The organism is Teichococcus oryzae, from assembly GCF_008386565.1.
GTDB lineage: Bacteria > Pseudomonadota > Alphaproteobacteria > Acetobacterales > Acetobacteraceae > Pseudoroseomonas > Pseudoroseomonas oryzae.
On the sequence record NZ_VUKA01000037.1, the window covers coordinates 1 to 13095 of the forward strand.

Consider the following 13095-nt stretch of genomic DNA (forward strand, 5'->3'; position numbering starts at 1 on the left):
CAGGCGGGCATTGGCGCGAAGTGGCGGCCCGCTGGAGGCAGCGGGATGAGCCGCAGCTTTGTGGCCTATCTTCCTGTGCGTGTGGGACGCAGAAAGAAGCAGCCTGATCTAGACGCGCAGCGTACAGCCGTAGCCGATTCTGGCACGGGCCGAGGAGGAGAACTGCTGGATGATTTCATCGAGAGCGAGCGTGCACGTGGTTGTCCAGAATTGGAACGGGCGCTCGATCTTTGCCGCCGCACTGGCGCGACGCTTGCGATCCTTGAACTGACCGGCCTCACACGCGATGTCGCTTTCACTGGCAGCGTTCTAGAAAGCGGGTTCGATTTTGTACTGCTGGGAATACCCCGGCTGACCGCCGGGCCCTGCGCATCCTGGCCGCCGTTGCGCAGCGCGAGCGAGAAGATAATTACCGGCGGACCAAGGAAGCGCCAGGGCGAGGGGTGCACGACTAGGTGGCGTGGACAAAGGTGCTTCACATGGCGAAGTCCTAATGATTCAAGGCTGCCTCCTGGAAGGAGACGCTGGTGCTACGAGGTTGCTGACGGATGAGGAGTGGGCATTCTTCGAACCCTTCGTGATCGAGACCGGTCCTTTCCGCGGCCGCCCACCTGGCATTCATCGTCGGGTTCTGGATGCCATCTTTTGGGTGGCGCGTACGGGTATTCCCTGGCGCGATCTGCCGCCCGAACTGGGCAACCGGAACTCCGTCCACCGGCAGTATCGGCGCTGGATCACATCCGGCCCCTGGGATGTGCTGTTGCAGGCCCTGGCGGATGGGGGCGGCGATGCCGACGCCCTCCAGATGATCGACAGCACCATCATCCGGGCGCATCACTGTGCGGGTGGCGTAAAAGGGGGACTCATCGCCAGGATCTTGGACGCTCGCGCGGTGGCTTCTCGACCAAGATCCACCTCCGCACCAATGCCCATGGCCTGCCGATCAGCCTAACGCTGACGCCGGGTGAGGCGCATGACAGCACGGCTTATGACGTGCTGATGGGGGAACGGGACAGCGATCCTGGCATCTTGCTCGCGGATCGCGGCTACGACAATGATGCCATACGACAGGATGTACGCGACCGCGGCGGGCAGCCGGAGATCCCGGCCAAGCGCAACAGGCGCATCCAGCTCAGCGTTCAGCGGCCTCTCTACGCCCTCCGCAACCGCATCGAGCGTTGCATCAACCACTTAAAGAACTGTCGCCGCGTTGCTACCCGCTATGACCACACCGGCAGCAGCTTCCTTGGCTTCGTCCAACTCGCCGCCATCCGCTTATGGATCAGCTTTGTCCACGCCGCCTAGGCAATCCGGACGCTACGAAGGCGAAAGCACCAGCCACTCTGGATTTTCCTTCATGTCCTCCCCCAACACTCGATTTCGGTGGAGCCGGGCGGCCTTTTTGCTCAGACGAACATCTGCTCTAGAGGCTGCGTTGCACCGTGCGGCTGATCTGCTGTTCTGGGCTGCCGAACAAGGTTGTCAGGAAGGTGAAACGGTAGGCGACTGTGACAGTGATCACGAGGGTGCTGCTGCTGTTCCGAACGCAGCCTGCATGCCGCTGCGCGATCCGCCCTACCTCGACGCCGGCTGGAGGATCAAGCGGCGCGATGGTGGAGTTCAGATCCGTGAGGCATCGGGCCGAGGTGTCCCCAGCGACAAAGATTAGAGCGGCTCGTAATGTGGCCTCAGTGTGGCTGTCTACGGCCTGTGCCGTGTAGGCGTAACGTGCCAGATCAATGCCGCCCAGCAGCAACAGCAGGAAGGGCAGGATGACCAGGCCGAACTCCAGCGACAACGCGCCGCGTTGGCCCAGTCTGCGCCGACCTCGTCTAATGAAGGCGGAACTCGGCACGGCCTTGCAGGACTAGAGCAGGGAAGAGAGTGGCGGTGAGCGGCGTACTGGCAGTGAAGGGGCGGGTGGCAGCAAGAGTGACATACAGCGCCGGTGGGATACCCCCGCAAGCTCCGCCTGCACAGTTAACGCTGGTGCCGTCCTCGCAACGGCAGACAAGGACCGGCGCCGGCACGGTGACGTCTGTCCAGCCCGGCAGGTTCGCACGAATGGCAGCGGTAATTCCGGCGCTGTCGGTCGGCTGGGTGAAGGCATATTGCGCACCGGCCCGCGCTGCCGCCGCCAGCCGGAGGCTCTGCAGGGCGGCATTGCCTAAGTCGAAGCCACCAAGTGCCAGGAGTGCGAGGACAGGACCGACCAGCGCGAATTCCAGCGCGGAGACGCCGCGCCGGCAGCGCCGGAGCCGAGCCAGGATCCGCATCACTCCACCAGCCTTGGCACCCGGATTTCCGGGATGGCCGTCTTCCGGGCGGGGCAGCCGCTCACATCGAAGGGGAAGTTGCTGAGCTGCCCGATCTCCAGTGTGCCTACAACGATCGGCAGGCAGGTGCTGGGATTGGGGGCCGACATGCTGGTGATCTTTGTGTAGCCGTTGGGCACATAGATGCCACCGAGCAGGTCAATGGAGCTGAGATTCGACATCCGCAGGGTCGGACTGCTGCTGCTGCCGACCGGGCCAGAGTCCGAGCGGACGATGATCATCCCGCTCAGAGCAGGATCGTAGCTGTTGGTGAGGGGGGCGGTAAGGCGGGCGGTTGAGAGACTGGTGAAGTTGACCTGCCCTGGCTTGCTGCCGAGCAGGGCGATGGTGCAATTCTCGCAGGCGAAGCTGCTGAGGTTCTCCGCGCTAAAGGAGGCAGTGGTGCCGCTGCCGGTGCCGACCAGGATAAAGGTGCAGCCATTGCAGGTGAGCTCCGAAAGGCTGCTGATGGTCAGCGATGCATCACGGAAAATGTAGGTGCCGGGATCGAGCGCGATCTTGCTGTCCTTTCCGATCCGGTAGGACGCGTTGCAGAACGCGGTGCCGGTCTGCTCATAGCGCGGTATCTCCGCGCGGGAGGTGAACTGAATAGTGGTGCTGGCAGTGCAGGGCGGGTTCGGCACCGTTAGGTTATTGAGCTTGGCGTAGGGATCGGCGATGGCGGGCGCGCGGTCCTGATAGCCTTCCGTCAGTTTCACGTTGGAGTTGGTGCAGCCGCTGCAAGTGCCGGCGGTCACCACGCCCTGTGCCGAGAAGCTGCCCGAATTGTCGATCTTCACCGCGCCCGCGCCGGTGCCATTGGCGCCCAGGGCGCAGCCCTGCGCGGTGAACTTGCTGAAGCTGCTCACGCTGACCGTGCCGTTAAGCGCCAGTAGGCAGACCTGCGTCGAGCCTTTCAGCATGGCCACGGCACGCGCGCCGACCTCACCTTCAGGCTGACCAAAGAGGGCGCCTGCCAGAGCTAGCGGCTGCCGGCGGCGGATCTCCACCTCATAGGCTTGGTTGTTGCCCTTGAAGGTACCATTCGCTGGCGGGTTGCGGACTGCTAGGGTGGTCTCGGACGAGGTGCCGAACCCATTCAGCCCCGCAACCTCGATACCCGCGGCGAGGGCCGCACCGCGCGTCCGTGCCTCGGCGGCCGAGGCGGCAGCAACGGCGGCAAGGTCGGCAGCACTCTGCGCGCGTTGCTGAACTAGGTAGAGCAGCCCCCCCTCCGCCGCGAGCGCGACAGTTCCGAGTAGGGCGGTCGCGCTAACGGCGAACAACAGGGCGGTTGCACCGCGCCGATCCTGGCGGAGGCGACTTAGAAGCCGCAGCAGTGCCGCAGGGTAGAGGCGGGGCAGAAGGGTAGGTGCGCGAGCGGACACGATTACAAGGCCAATCAGGGCAGACGGCCAGAACCTTCGGTACTTCCGCATAATGAACGTGCGCAAAGTTCGAGGATCCGGCTGTATGTCTATCTAGTAGCGCGATCTAAGGTTGATAAACAGCTAAAATTTTTCTTCCAAAGGTTATAGGGGGGGTGCTATCACGTTTCCGCTACCAGGGCGTGCGGTTACCGAAGATGATCTCGCGATAGTCGCGCGATTGCGTGGTCCGCCAACCGTATGCAAAGCAAAATCGGAGCAAGTTTCATGATGGGTAAGGCGCTTTATCTCCTCGCCAGCCTCAAGGCGGATCGCAAGGGCGTGACCGCGCTGGAGTACGGTGTGATTGCTGCTGTTATCGTTGTCGCGGTCGCGGGAGCGATGAGCACCTTCGGTACCGAGATCGGCACATTCTTCACCGGCATCATCGCCAAGATCACGGCCGCCGGCAAGATTACCTAAGTACTTTATGGCCTGGGCGGCCGATGCCGCCCAGTTTCATCCAAGAACGCCCACTCGGGGCTGCGGAAGAACAATCCCGCGATGTCTTTCTTCGCATGTCTTCTGCCTCTTCTGGCGCTCGTCGCCTGGCGCGACATTGCAACGCGCACCATTCCGGATGCTGCTAGTGTCGTGTTCGCGCTGGTGGGTATTGCCATTCGACTCTGGATCGGCCCTCAGGCGCTGCTGCTGTCCCTACTCTCCGCAGCATTGCTTTTCGGCATTCTCCTCTTCTTCTTCGCCCGTGGCGCCCTCGGTGGCGGCGACGTGAAGCTCATGTCCGCCCTGGCGCTCGGAATGGCCCCAGCCGCGATCTGGGATTTCCTGGTCCTCACCGCGGCTGCCGGCGGCGTGCTCGGCCTGACCTATCTCGCCCTCTCCCGGCTGCTCCCGGCGCATCCCGCGCGCCCTGCCACGGCGGGGGGGCTGCTGGCGCGCATCGGCCGGGTCGAGGCCTGGCGAATCCGCCGCCGTGGACCGCTGCCCTATGGCGTCGCCATCGCCTTTGGCGGCGCGATGATCCTGCTGCGTGGTGCGTGAGGCCCGACAATGCGCTTGCTTCTTGTTCTTGTCCTGCTGCTGGCCGCTGGTGGCTTGGGCCTGATCGCCTGGCAGGCGGTCCAGCCGCCCGCGCCGAGGCCAGTGGCGGCGGCCGAGGCCGCGCCGCCCGCGCCAGCCCGCCTCCGCATCCTCACCGCCGCGCGTCCCCTTCCGGCCGGCTCGCTGCTGAAGGAGGAGGACTGGGTCGTGCGCGAGGTGCCGCCCGAGGGCATCGATGCCACGGTGCTGCGCGACACCCCGGAGGAGCGCGCCGAGTTGCGCGGCGCCATGCTGCGCACCTACCTTGAGGCCGGCGTGCCGCTTTCACGCGACGATGTTCTGCGGCCACGTGACCGTGGCTTCCTGGCCGCGGTGCTGCGCCCCGGCATGCGGGCCATCTCGGTCGGCGTGGATGCTGTGACCGGTGCCGCCGGCCTGATCTGGCCCGGCGACCAGGTGGACCTGATCCTGACCCAGGAGCTCGACCCTGCGCAAACGCCGCTCGGTCGCCGTGTGGTGGCCGAGACGGTGCTGACGGATATCCGCGTTATCGCCGTGGACCAGAAGATGACTCAGGGCGCCAGCGGCGACACTGCCGCGCGCGACGTCGCCCGCACCGTGACGCTGGAGGTCTCTGCGCGGGAGGCGGAGCGGGTTGCAGTGGCTGGACGGCTCGGCCGTCTCTCCGTTACGGTACGCGCTATGGAAGAAACGGCCATCGCCGATTCAACCGGCCGACCTGCGGCGGTATTCAGCGCTGACGTGTCCTCCGCCCTCTCGCGCAACGAGCAGGCGGCGGCCACCCGTATGCGGGTCATCCAGGGTGGCGAGATGCAGGATCTGACCTTTCGATGAGTTTTTCCCCTGCGCGCTGCCTTTTCCGCGCCAGTCTGATCGTCCTGCTACCCCTGGCCCCCGCACGCGCCCAGCCGGGGCTGCCCACTGTGGCGCCGGCCGGGCCGGTGGCGCCGCTCTCCGGCAGCGCCCGCATCGAGGCCGGAACCGGGCAGCTGCTGACACTGCCGCGCCCCGCCGCCACCGTGATCGCTGCTGACCCGCGCATCGCCCGGGTGCAGCCGACCTCGCCCACCCGCCTCTTCGTGATGGGCGTGGCCGAAGGGCGCACCACCGTGATCGCCACCGCCGAGGATGGCTCACTCGTCGCGCAATACGAGATCACCGTACGAGGAACAGTGACTCCCGAGGGTGGCACTGCGGCCGCCCTGCCCTCTGGTGGCGCTGCGGCGTCCGTCCCTGTGAACACTGCGGCGCTGGAAGCCGCATTGCGTGAAGCGGTGCCAGGCGGGCAGGGTTTGCGTGCGCGCGTCACGCCTTCGGCGATCGTGCTGGAGGGCAGCGTCGCCAGCCCGGCCGAGGCGCACCGCGCCGCCGTCCTGGCGGCGGCCTTCGGGGGTAGCGGCCGCACCGTGGACAATGAGCTGACGGTGCGTAGCAGCACCCAGGTGAATGTGCGCGTGCGCATCGCCGAGATCTCCCGCCAGATCACGCGGGAGCTCGGGCTGAACTGGCAGGCGTTGGGATCGATCGGCAGCTTTGCCTTCGGCCTGCGCAGCGGCCCGGCGGCCAGCACCGTGGCGGCTGCCGCGGTCAATGGCGCGTCCTCGTTGGGCAGCGCCGCCGCCTCTCGCATTGCGGGCGGCCTATCCACATCGCGCCTCGACCTCAACGCGGTAATCGACGCATTGGCCGCCGACCAGCTCATCACCATCCTGGCCGAGCCGAACCTGACGGCGCAGTCCGGCGAGACGGCCAGCTTCCTGGCCGGTGGCGAGTTCCCGGTGCCGGTGGCTGCGAGCTCTGAGAACAATGCCATCACCATCCAGTTCAAGCCCTTCGGCGTCAGCCTCTCCTTCGTACCGACGGTGCTCTCAGTCGACCGGATGAGCCTGCGGGTGCGCCCGGAGGTGAGCGAGTTGTCGCAGAATGGCGCCATCAGCGTCCCGATCAGCGGCGGTTCTGTGCAGATTCCCGCCCTCACTGTGCGACGTGCGGAGACAACCGTGGAGCTTGGCAGCGGACAGAGCTTCGCCATCGCCGGCCTGCTGCAGCGAAACAGCACGCAAGTCCAGCAGGGCCTAGCCGGACTGGCGGACCTGCCAGTGCTGGGTCCACTGTTCCGCTCCGATCTGTTTCAGCGCAGCGAAAGCGAGCTGGTGATCATCGTCACGCCTTATATTGTACGCCCGGTTTCCGATCCCGCAGCCCTTGCCACTCCGGCAGACCGCTTCCGGCCGGCGACGGATCTGGAGCGCGTGTTGCAACAGCGTCAGCTCTCGCGCGGCGCCCCGCCGCTGCCGACGCTGCGGCAGCCGGTGGATGCCGGCTTCATGGTGGAGTAGCGCCATGGTTAAGCACCTTGCCCTGGGCTTTGCCCTCCTGCTGGCTGGCTGTAACTCCGACCCGATGCTGCGCTCTGGCACTTGGCATGCGGAGGAGCTGAACGAGCGCAACCTGCGTGCCATGCTGGCTGATCCAGCACATGCGGAATATGGCGTCGGCGCCACCGGCAGCCGCGCGGACACCGCAGCCGCTGCAGTGCAACGGCTGCGTGAGGGCAAGACGCCCATTTTGATCGATCCACGCGGCTCCGGAGCAACAGCCAGTGGCAGCCAGTGAGACCCCGCGGGCGGCCAGCACCTCGGAGCGGCCAGTCGTGCTCGCTTTTCTGGCGGATGATGAAAGCGAGAGCGCGCTGCGGGGCGGCTTGGCCGAGTGGACGGACGCTCTTCCTGTGCGGCGTGGCAATGTCCGTACGGCCCTCCGGGTGCTGGAGCGCGAACCAACGCCGCGCCTGCTGATCGTCGATGTCTCCCAAGTGGAGGATGCCGCCGCCGAGCTAGACCGGCTCGCCACGGTGTGTAGCCCCGACGTACGCGTGCTGGTGGTGGGCGACCGCGCCGAGCTGAGCTTCTATCGTGGGATCACGCGCGAACTTGGAGTCGAGGAGTATATCTATAAGCCGCTCACCCGGGACAATGTGAGCCGGTTGTTCGGCCCGCCACTGGCGGAGCTGGTGGCGACGGGGGGGGGGCATGGCTCCGCCGCACCGCACGGTGGCCATATCATCGCGGTGGGCGGGGTGCGGGGCGGGATTGGAGCCACCACCATCGCAACCAACTTGGCCCTACACCTTTCCGAGACAACGCGCGGCCATGTGGCACTGCTTGACCTCCACCTGCGGGGCGGCAGTACGGCCCTCGCGCTTGGCGTCCGCCCAGGTGCCGGCCTGCGGGTGGCGCTAGAGGAGCCGGATCGGGCGGACGCGCTGTTCCTTGATCGCGTCTCAATTCCTATTTCCGACCGTCTGCGCCTGATTGCGGCCGAGGAGGCCTTTGATGCCAATCCAGCCCCCACCGAGGAAGGCGTCTCACGCCTGTTAGAATTGCTCCGTTCACGCTTCAATATTATCGTCGCTGATCTCCCGATCCCTCCCACTGCGATCGAGCGACGCGTCATCGCCATGGCGCGACACCGCATTCTGGTGATGGGGCCGGATGTTGCCAGTATCCGCGACGCTGGCGCGGCGCGGCGTATGGTGAGTGCCGTCGCTGGCGGAGCGGTGCCGCTGCTGGTGCTCAATCGTGCCGGGATGCGTGGCGCGCTAAGCACGGCGCTCGTCACCGAGGGGCTTGGCAGCGCGCCGGATATCACCATTCCCGATTTTCCCACGCAACTGCCGAAAGCCCTGAATCTCGGCCGTCCTGCCCTGCACGATAGTGCGGGCTTCCGTCGTGCCCTTGCGCCGCTTGGGCGGGAGATCTCCGGTACTCGCTCTCAGCATACCGAAAGCGGACTGCGTCGCCTGGCGCGATTGTTGCGGCGATGAAGACCTTTGGCCGCCGCACCGAGGCGGCGTCTTCACAGATTGCGGTAGAGCCCACCGCGACCGTGCTGGCGCGCGAGGTGCCGCGCGAGGCGCCGCTGCTCCGGCTGCGCAGCCAAGTGATGGACCGGGTGGATCCCGTGGTCGCCGCCGAGCTTTCCGCGCCGGCGCTCCGCAGCCAGCTTGAGGCCATTGTGCACGAGGTAGCCGACCGCGACCGGCTGGAACTCTCGGCGCGCGAGCAGGCGCGGCTGGCCGAGGAACTGACTCATGACATGGTCGGCTACGGCCCGCTGGAGCCGCTGCTGCAGGATGACAGCATCAGCGACATCATGGTGAACGGGCCTGATCGGGTGTTCATCGAGGTACGCGGCAAGATGCACCTCTCCAACGTGCGCTTCCGCGATGCCGCTCAGGTGGCTAACATTGCACAGAAGATGGCGGCGGCGGTTGGCCGGCGCGTGGACGAATCAAGCCCGCTGCTGGATTGTCGTCTGGCAGATGGCAGCCGCGTCAACGTCGTCTTCCCGCCGCTGGCGCTGGACGGGCCCTGCCTCTCCATCCGTAAGTTCTCGAAGAAAAAGATCGACTTCTCCGCCATGGTGGCGAATGGCAGCATGATTCCGCAGGTGGCGCGGGTGCTGGAGGTCGCGGCGCGCTGTCGGCTCAACATCGTTGTCTCAGGTGGCACCGGCTCAGGCAAGACAACGATGATGAATGCGCTGAGCCGGCTGATCGAGCATGACGAGCGTATCGTCACCATCGAGGATGCGGCCGAGTTGCAGCTGCAGCAGCCGCATGTGGTGCGGCTGGAAACCCGTCCGCCCAACCTGGAAGGAAAGGGCGAGATCAACCAACGTGACCTGATGAAGAACGCGCTACGCATGCGCCCCGACCGGATCATCGTCGGCGAAGTGCGAGGCGCCGAGGCCTTCGACATGCTGCAGGCCATGAACACTGGCCATGATGGCTCCTTCTGCACCGTGCACGCCAATACCACGCGCGATGCCGTCACCCGCATCGAGAACATGGTGCAGATGGGCAGCATGTCCCTGCCGCCGCGCGCCATCCGCACGCAGATCGCCAGCGCGGTGGACCTCATCATCCAGGTGGAGCGTATGCGCGACGGCGTGCGCCGCGTCTCGCAGATCTCCGAGATCTGCGGACTGGAGGGCGAGGTGATCACCATGAACGAGGTGTTCACCTATGTCTTCGAGGGCGAAGATGCGAGCGGCCAGCTGGTCGGCCGCTATACCAGCCCGCGCACAAGGCCGGCCTTCTCCGAGAAGCTGCGCTATTTCGGTCTGGAACGCGTCTGGATGGACGCCCTGCAGGAACTGCCCGAATGATGCCCGCATTGCTGTCAGGGATGGCAGCCCTGCTCTGCCTCGCTGCCATGTTGGTGCTGCGCAGCGGTGGCGAGGCGAAGCTGCGGGCGCGCGTGCAGGGCGTACGGGCGGCCGCAGCGCCGGCGGTTACCACTACCCGAAGCCTGCCCAACATCCGGGTCGCACCGCGCCACAACAGTGCCTTGCTCGGCCGTACCCTGCGCCTAGTTTGCTACAGTCCCGACAACTCCGCCGAGCATGTTGTGCCCTGGCCAGTGGTAGTAGGGGTGGGTGTGCTGGTTGGGCTCTTCGGGTTCTGGCGCGCCAAGGGCTATGTGGGGATGCTGCCCGGCATCGGGCTCGGAACGCTTTCCGCCATCCTGACGATCCGCACCATCTTTCTTTGGCAGCACCGCCGCTACACCGGCGCTCTGTTCCGCCAGTTCCCCGACACACTCGGCGTCATCGTCCGCGGCCTGCGCGCCGGTCTGCCGATGACGGAGGCGCTGCGCAGCATCGCGCGAGAGATGCCATCCCCAACGCGCGAAGCCTATGGCCGCGTGGTCGGCGAGATCGCCATCGGCCGCTCCGCCGAGGCAGCGCTGTGGAACCTTTATGAGCGCACGCGGCTGGCCGAATTTGCCTTCTTCTCGGTAATGATCGGCCTGCAGGCGCAGACGGGCGGCAGCCCGACCGCGGCCCTCGACACCCTGGCCGACATGGTGCGCAAGCGCGTGGCGATGCGCAGCCGCGCCCGCGCCTTGGCCTCGGAGGCCCGTACCTCGGCGGCCATCCTGGCCGTGCTACCTTTTTTCGCGGGGCTTGGCCTGTCTTTTTTGCAGCCCGGCTATCTCGACCTCTTCTTCAATACGCCCTTGGGCCAGACGATGCTGATGATCGCCGCAATGCTGCTCGGCACCGGCTTGCTGACCATCCGCTGGCTGATCCGCAAGAACACCAGCGAATGACGGGGGCCATCCCCCTCTCGCCTCTGATGCTCGCCGTGCTGGCCGGAGGCGGCGCTCTGCTGCTGGCGCTCGCCGCCGCGCTGCTGCTGAACGGAGAGGCAAAGCAGCGCGATCTTGCCGCGCGCATCCGACAGGTCACGCGCCCCTCCGGCACGGCGGCACGGCGGCAAGCCAGGCCTTTGCAGCCGTTGAGCCGCCTGCTCCAGCGGCTTGGCGAGGTGCTGCGGCGCACCGCCCTGTTTTCTGCCAAGGATCTGGCGGAACTGGAGCGTGCGGTGGCAGCGGCTGGCTTCAATCCGCATCGCGCCGTTCCGACCTTTCTGGGTGCTAAGCTCCTCACGGTCATTCTGCTGCCGCTGCTCGGCTGGCTGCTGGCGGAGTTCAGCGGGGGCGGACAACGCATCTGGCTGATGCCGGCCGGGGGGCTTGTGCTCGGCATCCTGGCACCCGGCTGGGTGGTGGCCGCGTTACGCCGGCCTTATGTCGCGGCGCTTTCGAGCGGTCTGCCAGATGCGCTGGACCTGTTGGTCGTCTGCGCGGAATCCGGCTTGGGCCTGGATAGCGCTGTGGAGCGCGTCGCTCGGGAGATGGAGTTTTCCAACCCTGCCATCGCCCTTGAACTCTCGCTGCTGGCCCAGGAGTTGCGCATGCTGCCCGACCGTAGCGCCGCGCTCATGCGGCTTGGCGAGCGAACCGGTATCGAAAGTTTCCAGCGCCTTTCGGCTACCTTATCGCAGACCCTGCGCTATGGTACGCCGCTGGCACAGGCACTGCGCGTGCTGGCCGGCGAGATGCGGCAGGAACGCATGATCCGGTTGGAGGAGCGCGCGGCTCGCCTGCCCGCCCTGCTGGTGCTGCCGTTGATCCTGTTCATTCTGCCCTGTCTGTTCATCGTGCTGATTGGCCCCTCGGCCATCCGCCTCATCGCCCAGTTCTCGGGAAGCTGAGGGATAATCACATGCCCCGTCTTTCACACGGCCTCGTGCTGGTCTCCCTGCTGCTGACAACTGGCTGCTCCCTCTCGGGCGAGCGCGACGAGGTGGCAACTCGGCTTCGTGTCGCAGCTGTCGCAGAGCAGTCTGGGCAGGGCGACGTCGCTTTGTCGCTCTACGAGGCAGCAGCTCAGCAGGCGCCGAATCGGCCTGACGTCCAGCGCCGCTATGCTGGTGCTTTGCTTGGGCACGGTCAGCCTGACCAGGCCATCGAAGTCTTGCAGAACGCCCTGCAGAGGAATGCCGGCGATCCGGGTCTGTTGGCAGAGGCCGGGCGTGCCCAGCTGGCCCTTGGTCAGGCTGAGGCGGCACTGGTCACCTATCAGGCCCTGTTGCGCAAGGCACCCCAAAACGTTGCCGCGCTGAATGGGCAGGGCGTGGCGCTTGACCTCCTCGGCCGCCATAGCGAGGCGCAGCAGAGCTACGGCGCGGCGCAGGCAGTCTCGCCTGGGAATGTGGCGGCGGCGAACAACTTGGCGCTTTCCACCTTGCTTGAAGGACGAGCTGCTGCTGCCGCCACGCTCTTCAGTGTGTTAGACCGGCCAGGCGTACCGGAGCGGGTTCGGCAGAACCACGCCGTTGCCCGTGCGGCAGCGGGTGAGGCGGTCGAGAATCCGTTGGCACAGGCGCTGGGCGCCGTGCTGCGTTGAAAGTGGGCTGCACCCAGCTCTGGCTCTACGCAAATTCTTGGCTGATTGAACTTGGTAAGCCTGGGGTATCGAGACCAAGCTACTCAAGGGTGCAGGGGTTGCTCGTTATTGTCGTAGCACCTCTGTTCTCGATGCACTCGCGGGCATTATCCAAAGCAGGAACATGAGGCATTCAGGAACTTGTTCCGGGGCCACGCGGACACTTTGGAGCCTTGCTGTGGGCTGAACTGCTTCACTGGTTTTGCTCAGCAAAGGCAGTGGCTATGGCGGGTCAGCTTGGCTTCTTCGCTATGGACGAGGGGTATGCTGCACTCTGTAGCGCGCGCTCAAGGTGCCGGCCTGTGTGTCATACCAGGACATCGGCCGAGTATCGCCATTGGCCGTGGCGCCTGCCAAGCCGGCGGTGAGAGGTGCAGCCCTAGCGGCAAAGGCTTTCGCAGGGCACGCCGTCGCGGTCCCCATCCAGCCGGCTCAGCCCGCATTGCTGCAGGTTGTTGATTTTTGCTGAGATCTGACCCGGGAGGGGTCAGAGTTTTCGCTGAGAAATGACCCGTGTCTGTTCACCTCCT

General features: G+C 65.7%; 15 protein-coding genes. 11 read left to right on the plus strand and 4 right to left on the minus strand.

Going from position 1 to position 13095, the window contains the following annotated elements; genetic code table 11:
• The first annotated feature begins 493 nt into the window (after window positions 1–493).
• Window positions 494–1305, plus strand: a protein-coding gene (locus F0Q34_RS20770) for an IS5 family transposase (RefSeq protein ID WP_206668115.1) whose coding sequence is annotated in 2 segments (ribosomal slippage) — window positions 494–851 and window positions 851–1305 — 813 coding nt in all. Because the reading frame shifts where the segments join, the coding sequence is not laid out codon by codon here.
• Between the two features lie 118 nt (window positions 1306–1423).
• Here the strand turns inward: F0Q34_RS20770 and F0Q34_RS20775 are convergent.
• From F0Q34_RS20775 to F0Q34_RS20785, 3 genes are read right to left on the minus strand one after another with little or no spacing between them, the layout of a single operon-like run.
• Complete coding sequence (locus F0Q34_RS20775) at window positions 1424–1798, minus strand: TadE/TadG family type IV pilus assembly protein (RefSeq protein WP_161600977.1); 375 nt, start codon at window positions 1796–1798, stop codon at window positions 1424–1426.
• A gap of 34 nt (window positions 1799–1832) precedes the next feature.
• Window positions 1833–2276 (minus strand): TadE/TadG family type IV pilus assembly protein, encoded by a 444-nt coding sequence (locus tag F0Q34_RS20780; RefSeq protein ID WP_149814291.1) that lies wholly within the window; start codon window positions 2274–2276, stop codon window positions 1833–1835.
• A complete protein-coding gene (locus F0Q34_RS20785) occupies window positions 2276–3754 on the minus strand; it encodes a pilus assembly protein TadG-related protein (protein ID WP_277755321.1) in 1479 nt (492 codons plus the stop codon). The genes F0Q34_RS20780 and F0Q34_RS20785 overlap by 1 nt, the downstream gene beginning before the upstream one ends.
• 216 nt (window positions 3755–3970) lie before the next feature.
• On the opposite strand from F0Q34_RS20785, the gene F0Q34_RS20790 reads away from it, so the two are divergent.
• From F0Q34_RS20790 to F0Q34_RS20835, 10 genes are all read left to right on the plus strand, one after another.
• Window positions 3971–4165, plus strand: a complete 195-nt coding sequence (locus F0Q34_RS20790; RefSeq protein WP_149814293.1) for a Flp family type IVb pilin — start codon at window positions 3971–3973, stop codon at window positions 4163–4165.
• An 81-nt stretch (window positions 4166–4246) separates the two neighbouring features.
• Window positions 4247–4744: an A24 family peptidase gene (locus F0Q34_RS20795; protein WP_149814294.1), complete on the plus strand. Its 498-nt coding sequence runs from the start codon at window positions 4247–4249 to the stop codon at window positions 4742–4744.
• A 9-nt stretch (window positions 4745–4753) separates the two neighbouring features.
• The gene (gene cpaB / locus F0Q34_RS20800; protein ID WP_149814295.1) at window positions 4754–5599 is read left to right on the plus strand and encodes a Flp pilus assembly protein CpaB; all 846 of its coding nucleotides are present in this window, start codon (window positions 4754–4756) and stop codon (window positions 5597–5599) included.
• Window positions 5596–7104, plus strand: coding sequence for a type II and III secretion system protein family protein (locus tag F0Q34_RS20805; protein WP_149814296.1), 1509 nt, complete (start codon window positions 5596–5598; stop codon window positions 7102–7104). Before cpaB ends, F0Q34_RS20805 begins: the two co-directional genes overlap by 4 nt.
• Window positions 7105–7108: 4 nt before the next feature.
• Window positions 7109–7381: a hypothetical protein gene (locus tag F0Q34_RS20810; protein WP_149814297.1), complete on the plus strand. Its 273-nt coding sequence runs from the start codon at window positions 7109–7111 to the stop codon at window positions 7379–7381.
• Between the two features lie 37 nt (window positions 7382–7418).
• Entirely contained in the window at window positions 7419–8591 is a 1173-nt protein-coding gene (locus F0Q34_RS20815; protein WP_149814298.1) for an AAA family ATPase, read from the plus strand.
• A complete protein-coding gene (locus F0Q34_RS20820; RefSeq protein WP_149814299.1) occupies window positions 8588–9937 on the plus strand; it encodes a CpaF family protein in 1350 nt (449 codons plus the stop codon). The genes F0Q34_RS20815 and F0Q34_RS20820 overlap by 4 nt, the downstream gene beginning before the upstream one ends.
• Complete coding sequence (locus tag F0Q34_RS20825; RefSeq protein WP_149814300.1) at window positions 9934–10884, plus strand: type II secretion system F family protein; 951 nt, start codon at window positions 9934–9936, stop codon at window positions 10882–10884. Before F0Q34_RS20820 ends, F0Q34_RS20825 begins: the two co-directional genes overlap by 4 nt.
• Window positions 10881–11831 (plus strand): type II secretion system F family protein, encoded by a 951-nt coding sequence (locus F0Q34_RS20830; protein WP_149814301.1) that lies wholly within the window; start codon window positions 10881–10883, stop codon window positions 11829–11831. Before F0Q34_RS20825 ends, F0Q34_RS20830 begins: the two co-directional genes overlap by 4 nt.
• 11 nt (window positions 11832–11842) lie before the next feature.
• Window positions 11843–12526, plus strand: coding sequence for a tetratricopeptide repeat protein (locus tag F0Q34_RS20835; protein ID WP_149814302.1), 684 nt, complete (start codon window positions 11843–11845; stop codon window positions 12524–12526).
• A 418-nt stretch (window positions 12527–12944) separates the two neighbouring features.
• On the opposite strand, the gene F0Q34_RS22685 is transcribed toward F0Q34_RS20835, so the two are convergent.
• Window positions 12945–13037 carry an excalibur calcium-binding domain-containing protein gene (locus F0Q34_RS22685; RefSeq protein ID WP_149814303.1) on the minus strand — a complete coding sequence of 31 codons (93 nt, stop codon included), beginning with the start codon at window positions 13035–13037 and terminating at the stop codon, window positions 12945–12947.
• Window positions 13038–13095 lie beyond the last annotated feature (58 nt).

Excerpts from the sequence above, each read along its gene's own strand:
- F0Q34_RS20825 (WP_149814300.1), top strand. The coding sequence starts at position 9,934 with ATGATGCCCGCATTGCTGTCAGGGATGGCAGCCCTGCTCTGCCTCGCT.
- F0Q34_RS20835 (WP_149814302.1), top strand. The coding sequence starts at position 11,843 with ATGCCCCGTCTTTCACACGGCCTCGTGCTGGTCTCCCTGCTGCTGACA.
- F0Q34_RS20830 (WP_149814301.1), top strand. The coding sequence starts at position 10,881 with ATGACGGGGGCCATCCCCCTCTCGCCTCTGATGCTCGCCGTGCTGGCC.
- F0Q34_RS20785 (WP_277755321.1), bottom strand. The coding sequence starts at position 3,754 with ATGCGGAAGTACCGAAGGTTCTGGCCGTCTGCCCTGATTGGCCTTGTA.
- F0Q34_RS20805 (WP_149814296.1), top strand. The coding sequence starts at position 5,596 with ATGAGTTTTTCCCCTGCGCGCTGCCTTTTCCGCGCCAGTCTGATCGTC.
- F0Q34_RS20790 (WP_149814293.1), top strand. The coding sequence starts at position 3,971 with ATGATGGGTAAGGCGCTTTATCTCCTCGCCAGCCTCAAGGCGGATCGC.
- F0Q34_RS20795 (WP_149814294.1), top strand. The coding sequence starts at position 4,247 with ATGTCTTTCTTCGCATGTCTTCTGCCTCTTCTGGCGCTCGTCGCCTGG.
- F0Q34_RS20780 (WP_149814291.1), bottom strand. The coding sequence starts at position 2,276 with ATGCGGATCCTGGCTCGGCTCCGGCGCTGCCGGCGCGGCGTCTCCGCG.
- cpaB (WP_149814295.1), top strand. The coding sequence starts at position 4,754 with ATGCGCTTGCTTCTTGTTCTTGTCCTGCTGCTGGCCGCTGGTGGCTTG.
- F0Q34_RS20820 (WP_149814299.1), top strand. The coding sequence starts at position 8,588 with ATGAAGACCTTTGGCCGCCGCACCGAGGCGGCGTCTTCACAGATTGCG.
- F0Q34_RS20810 (WP_149814297.1), top strand. The coding sequence starts at position 7,109 with ATGGTTAAGCACCTTGCCCTGGGCTTTGCCCTCCTGCTGGCTGGCTGT.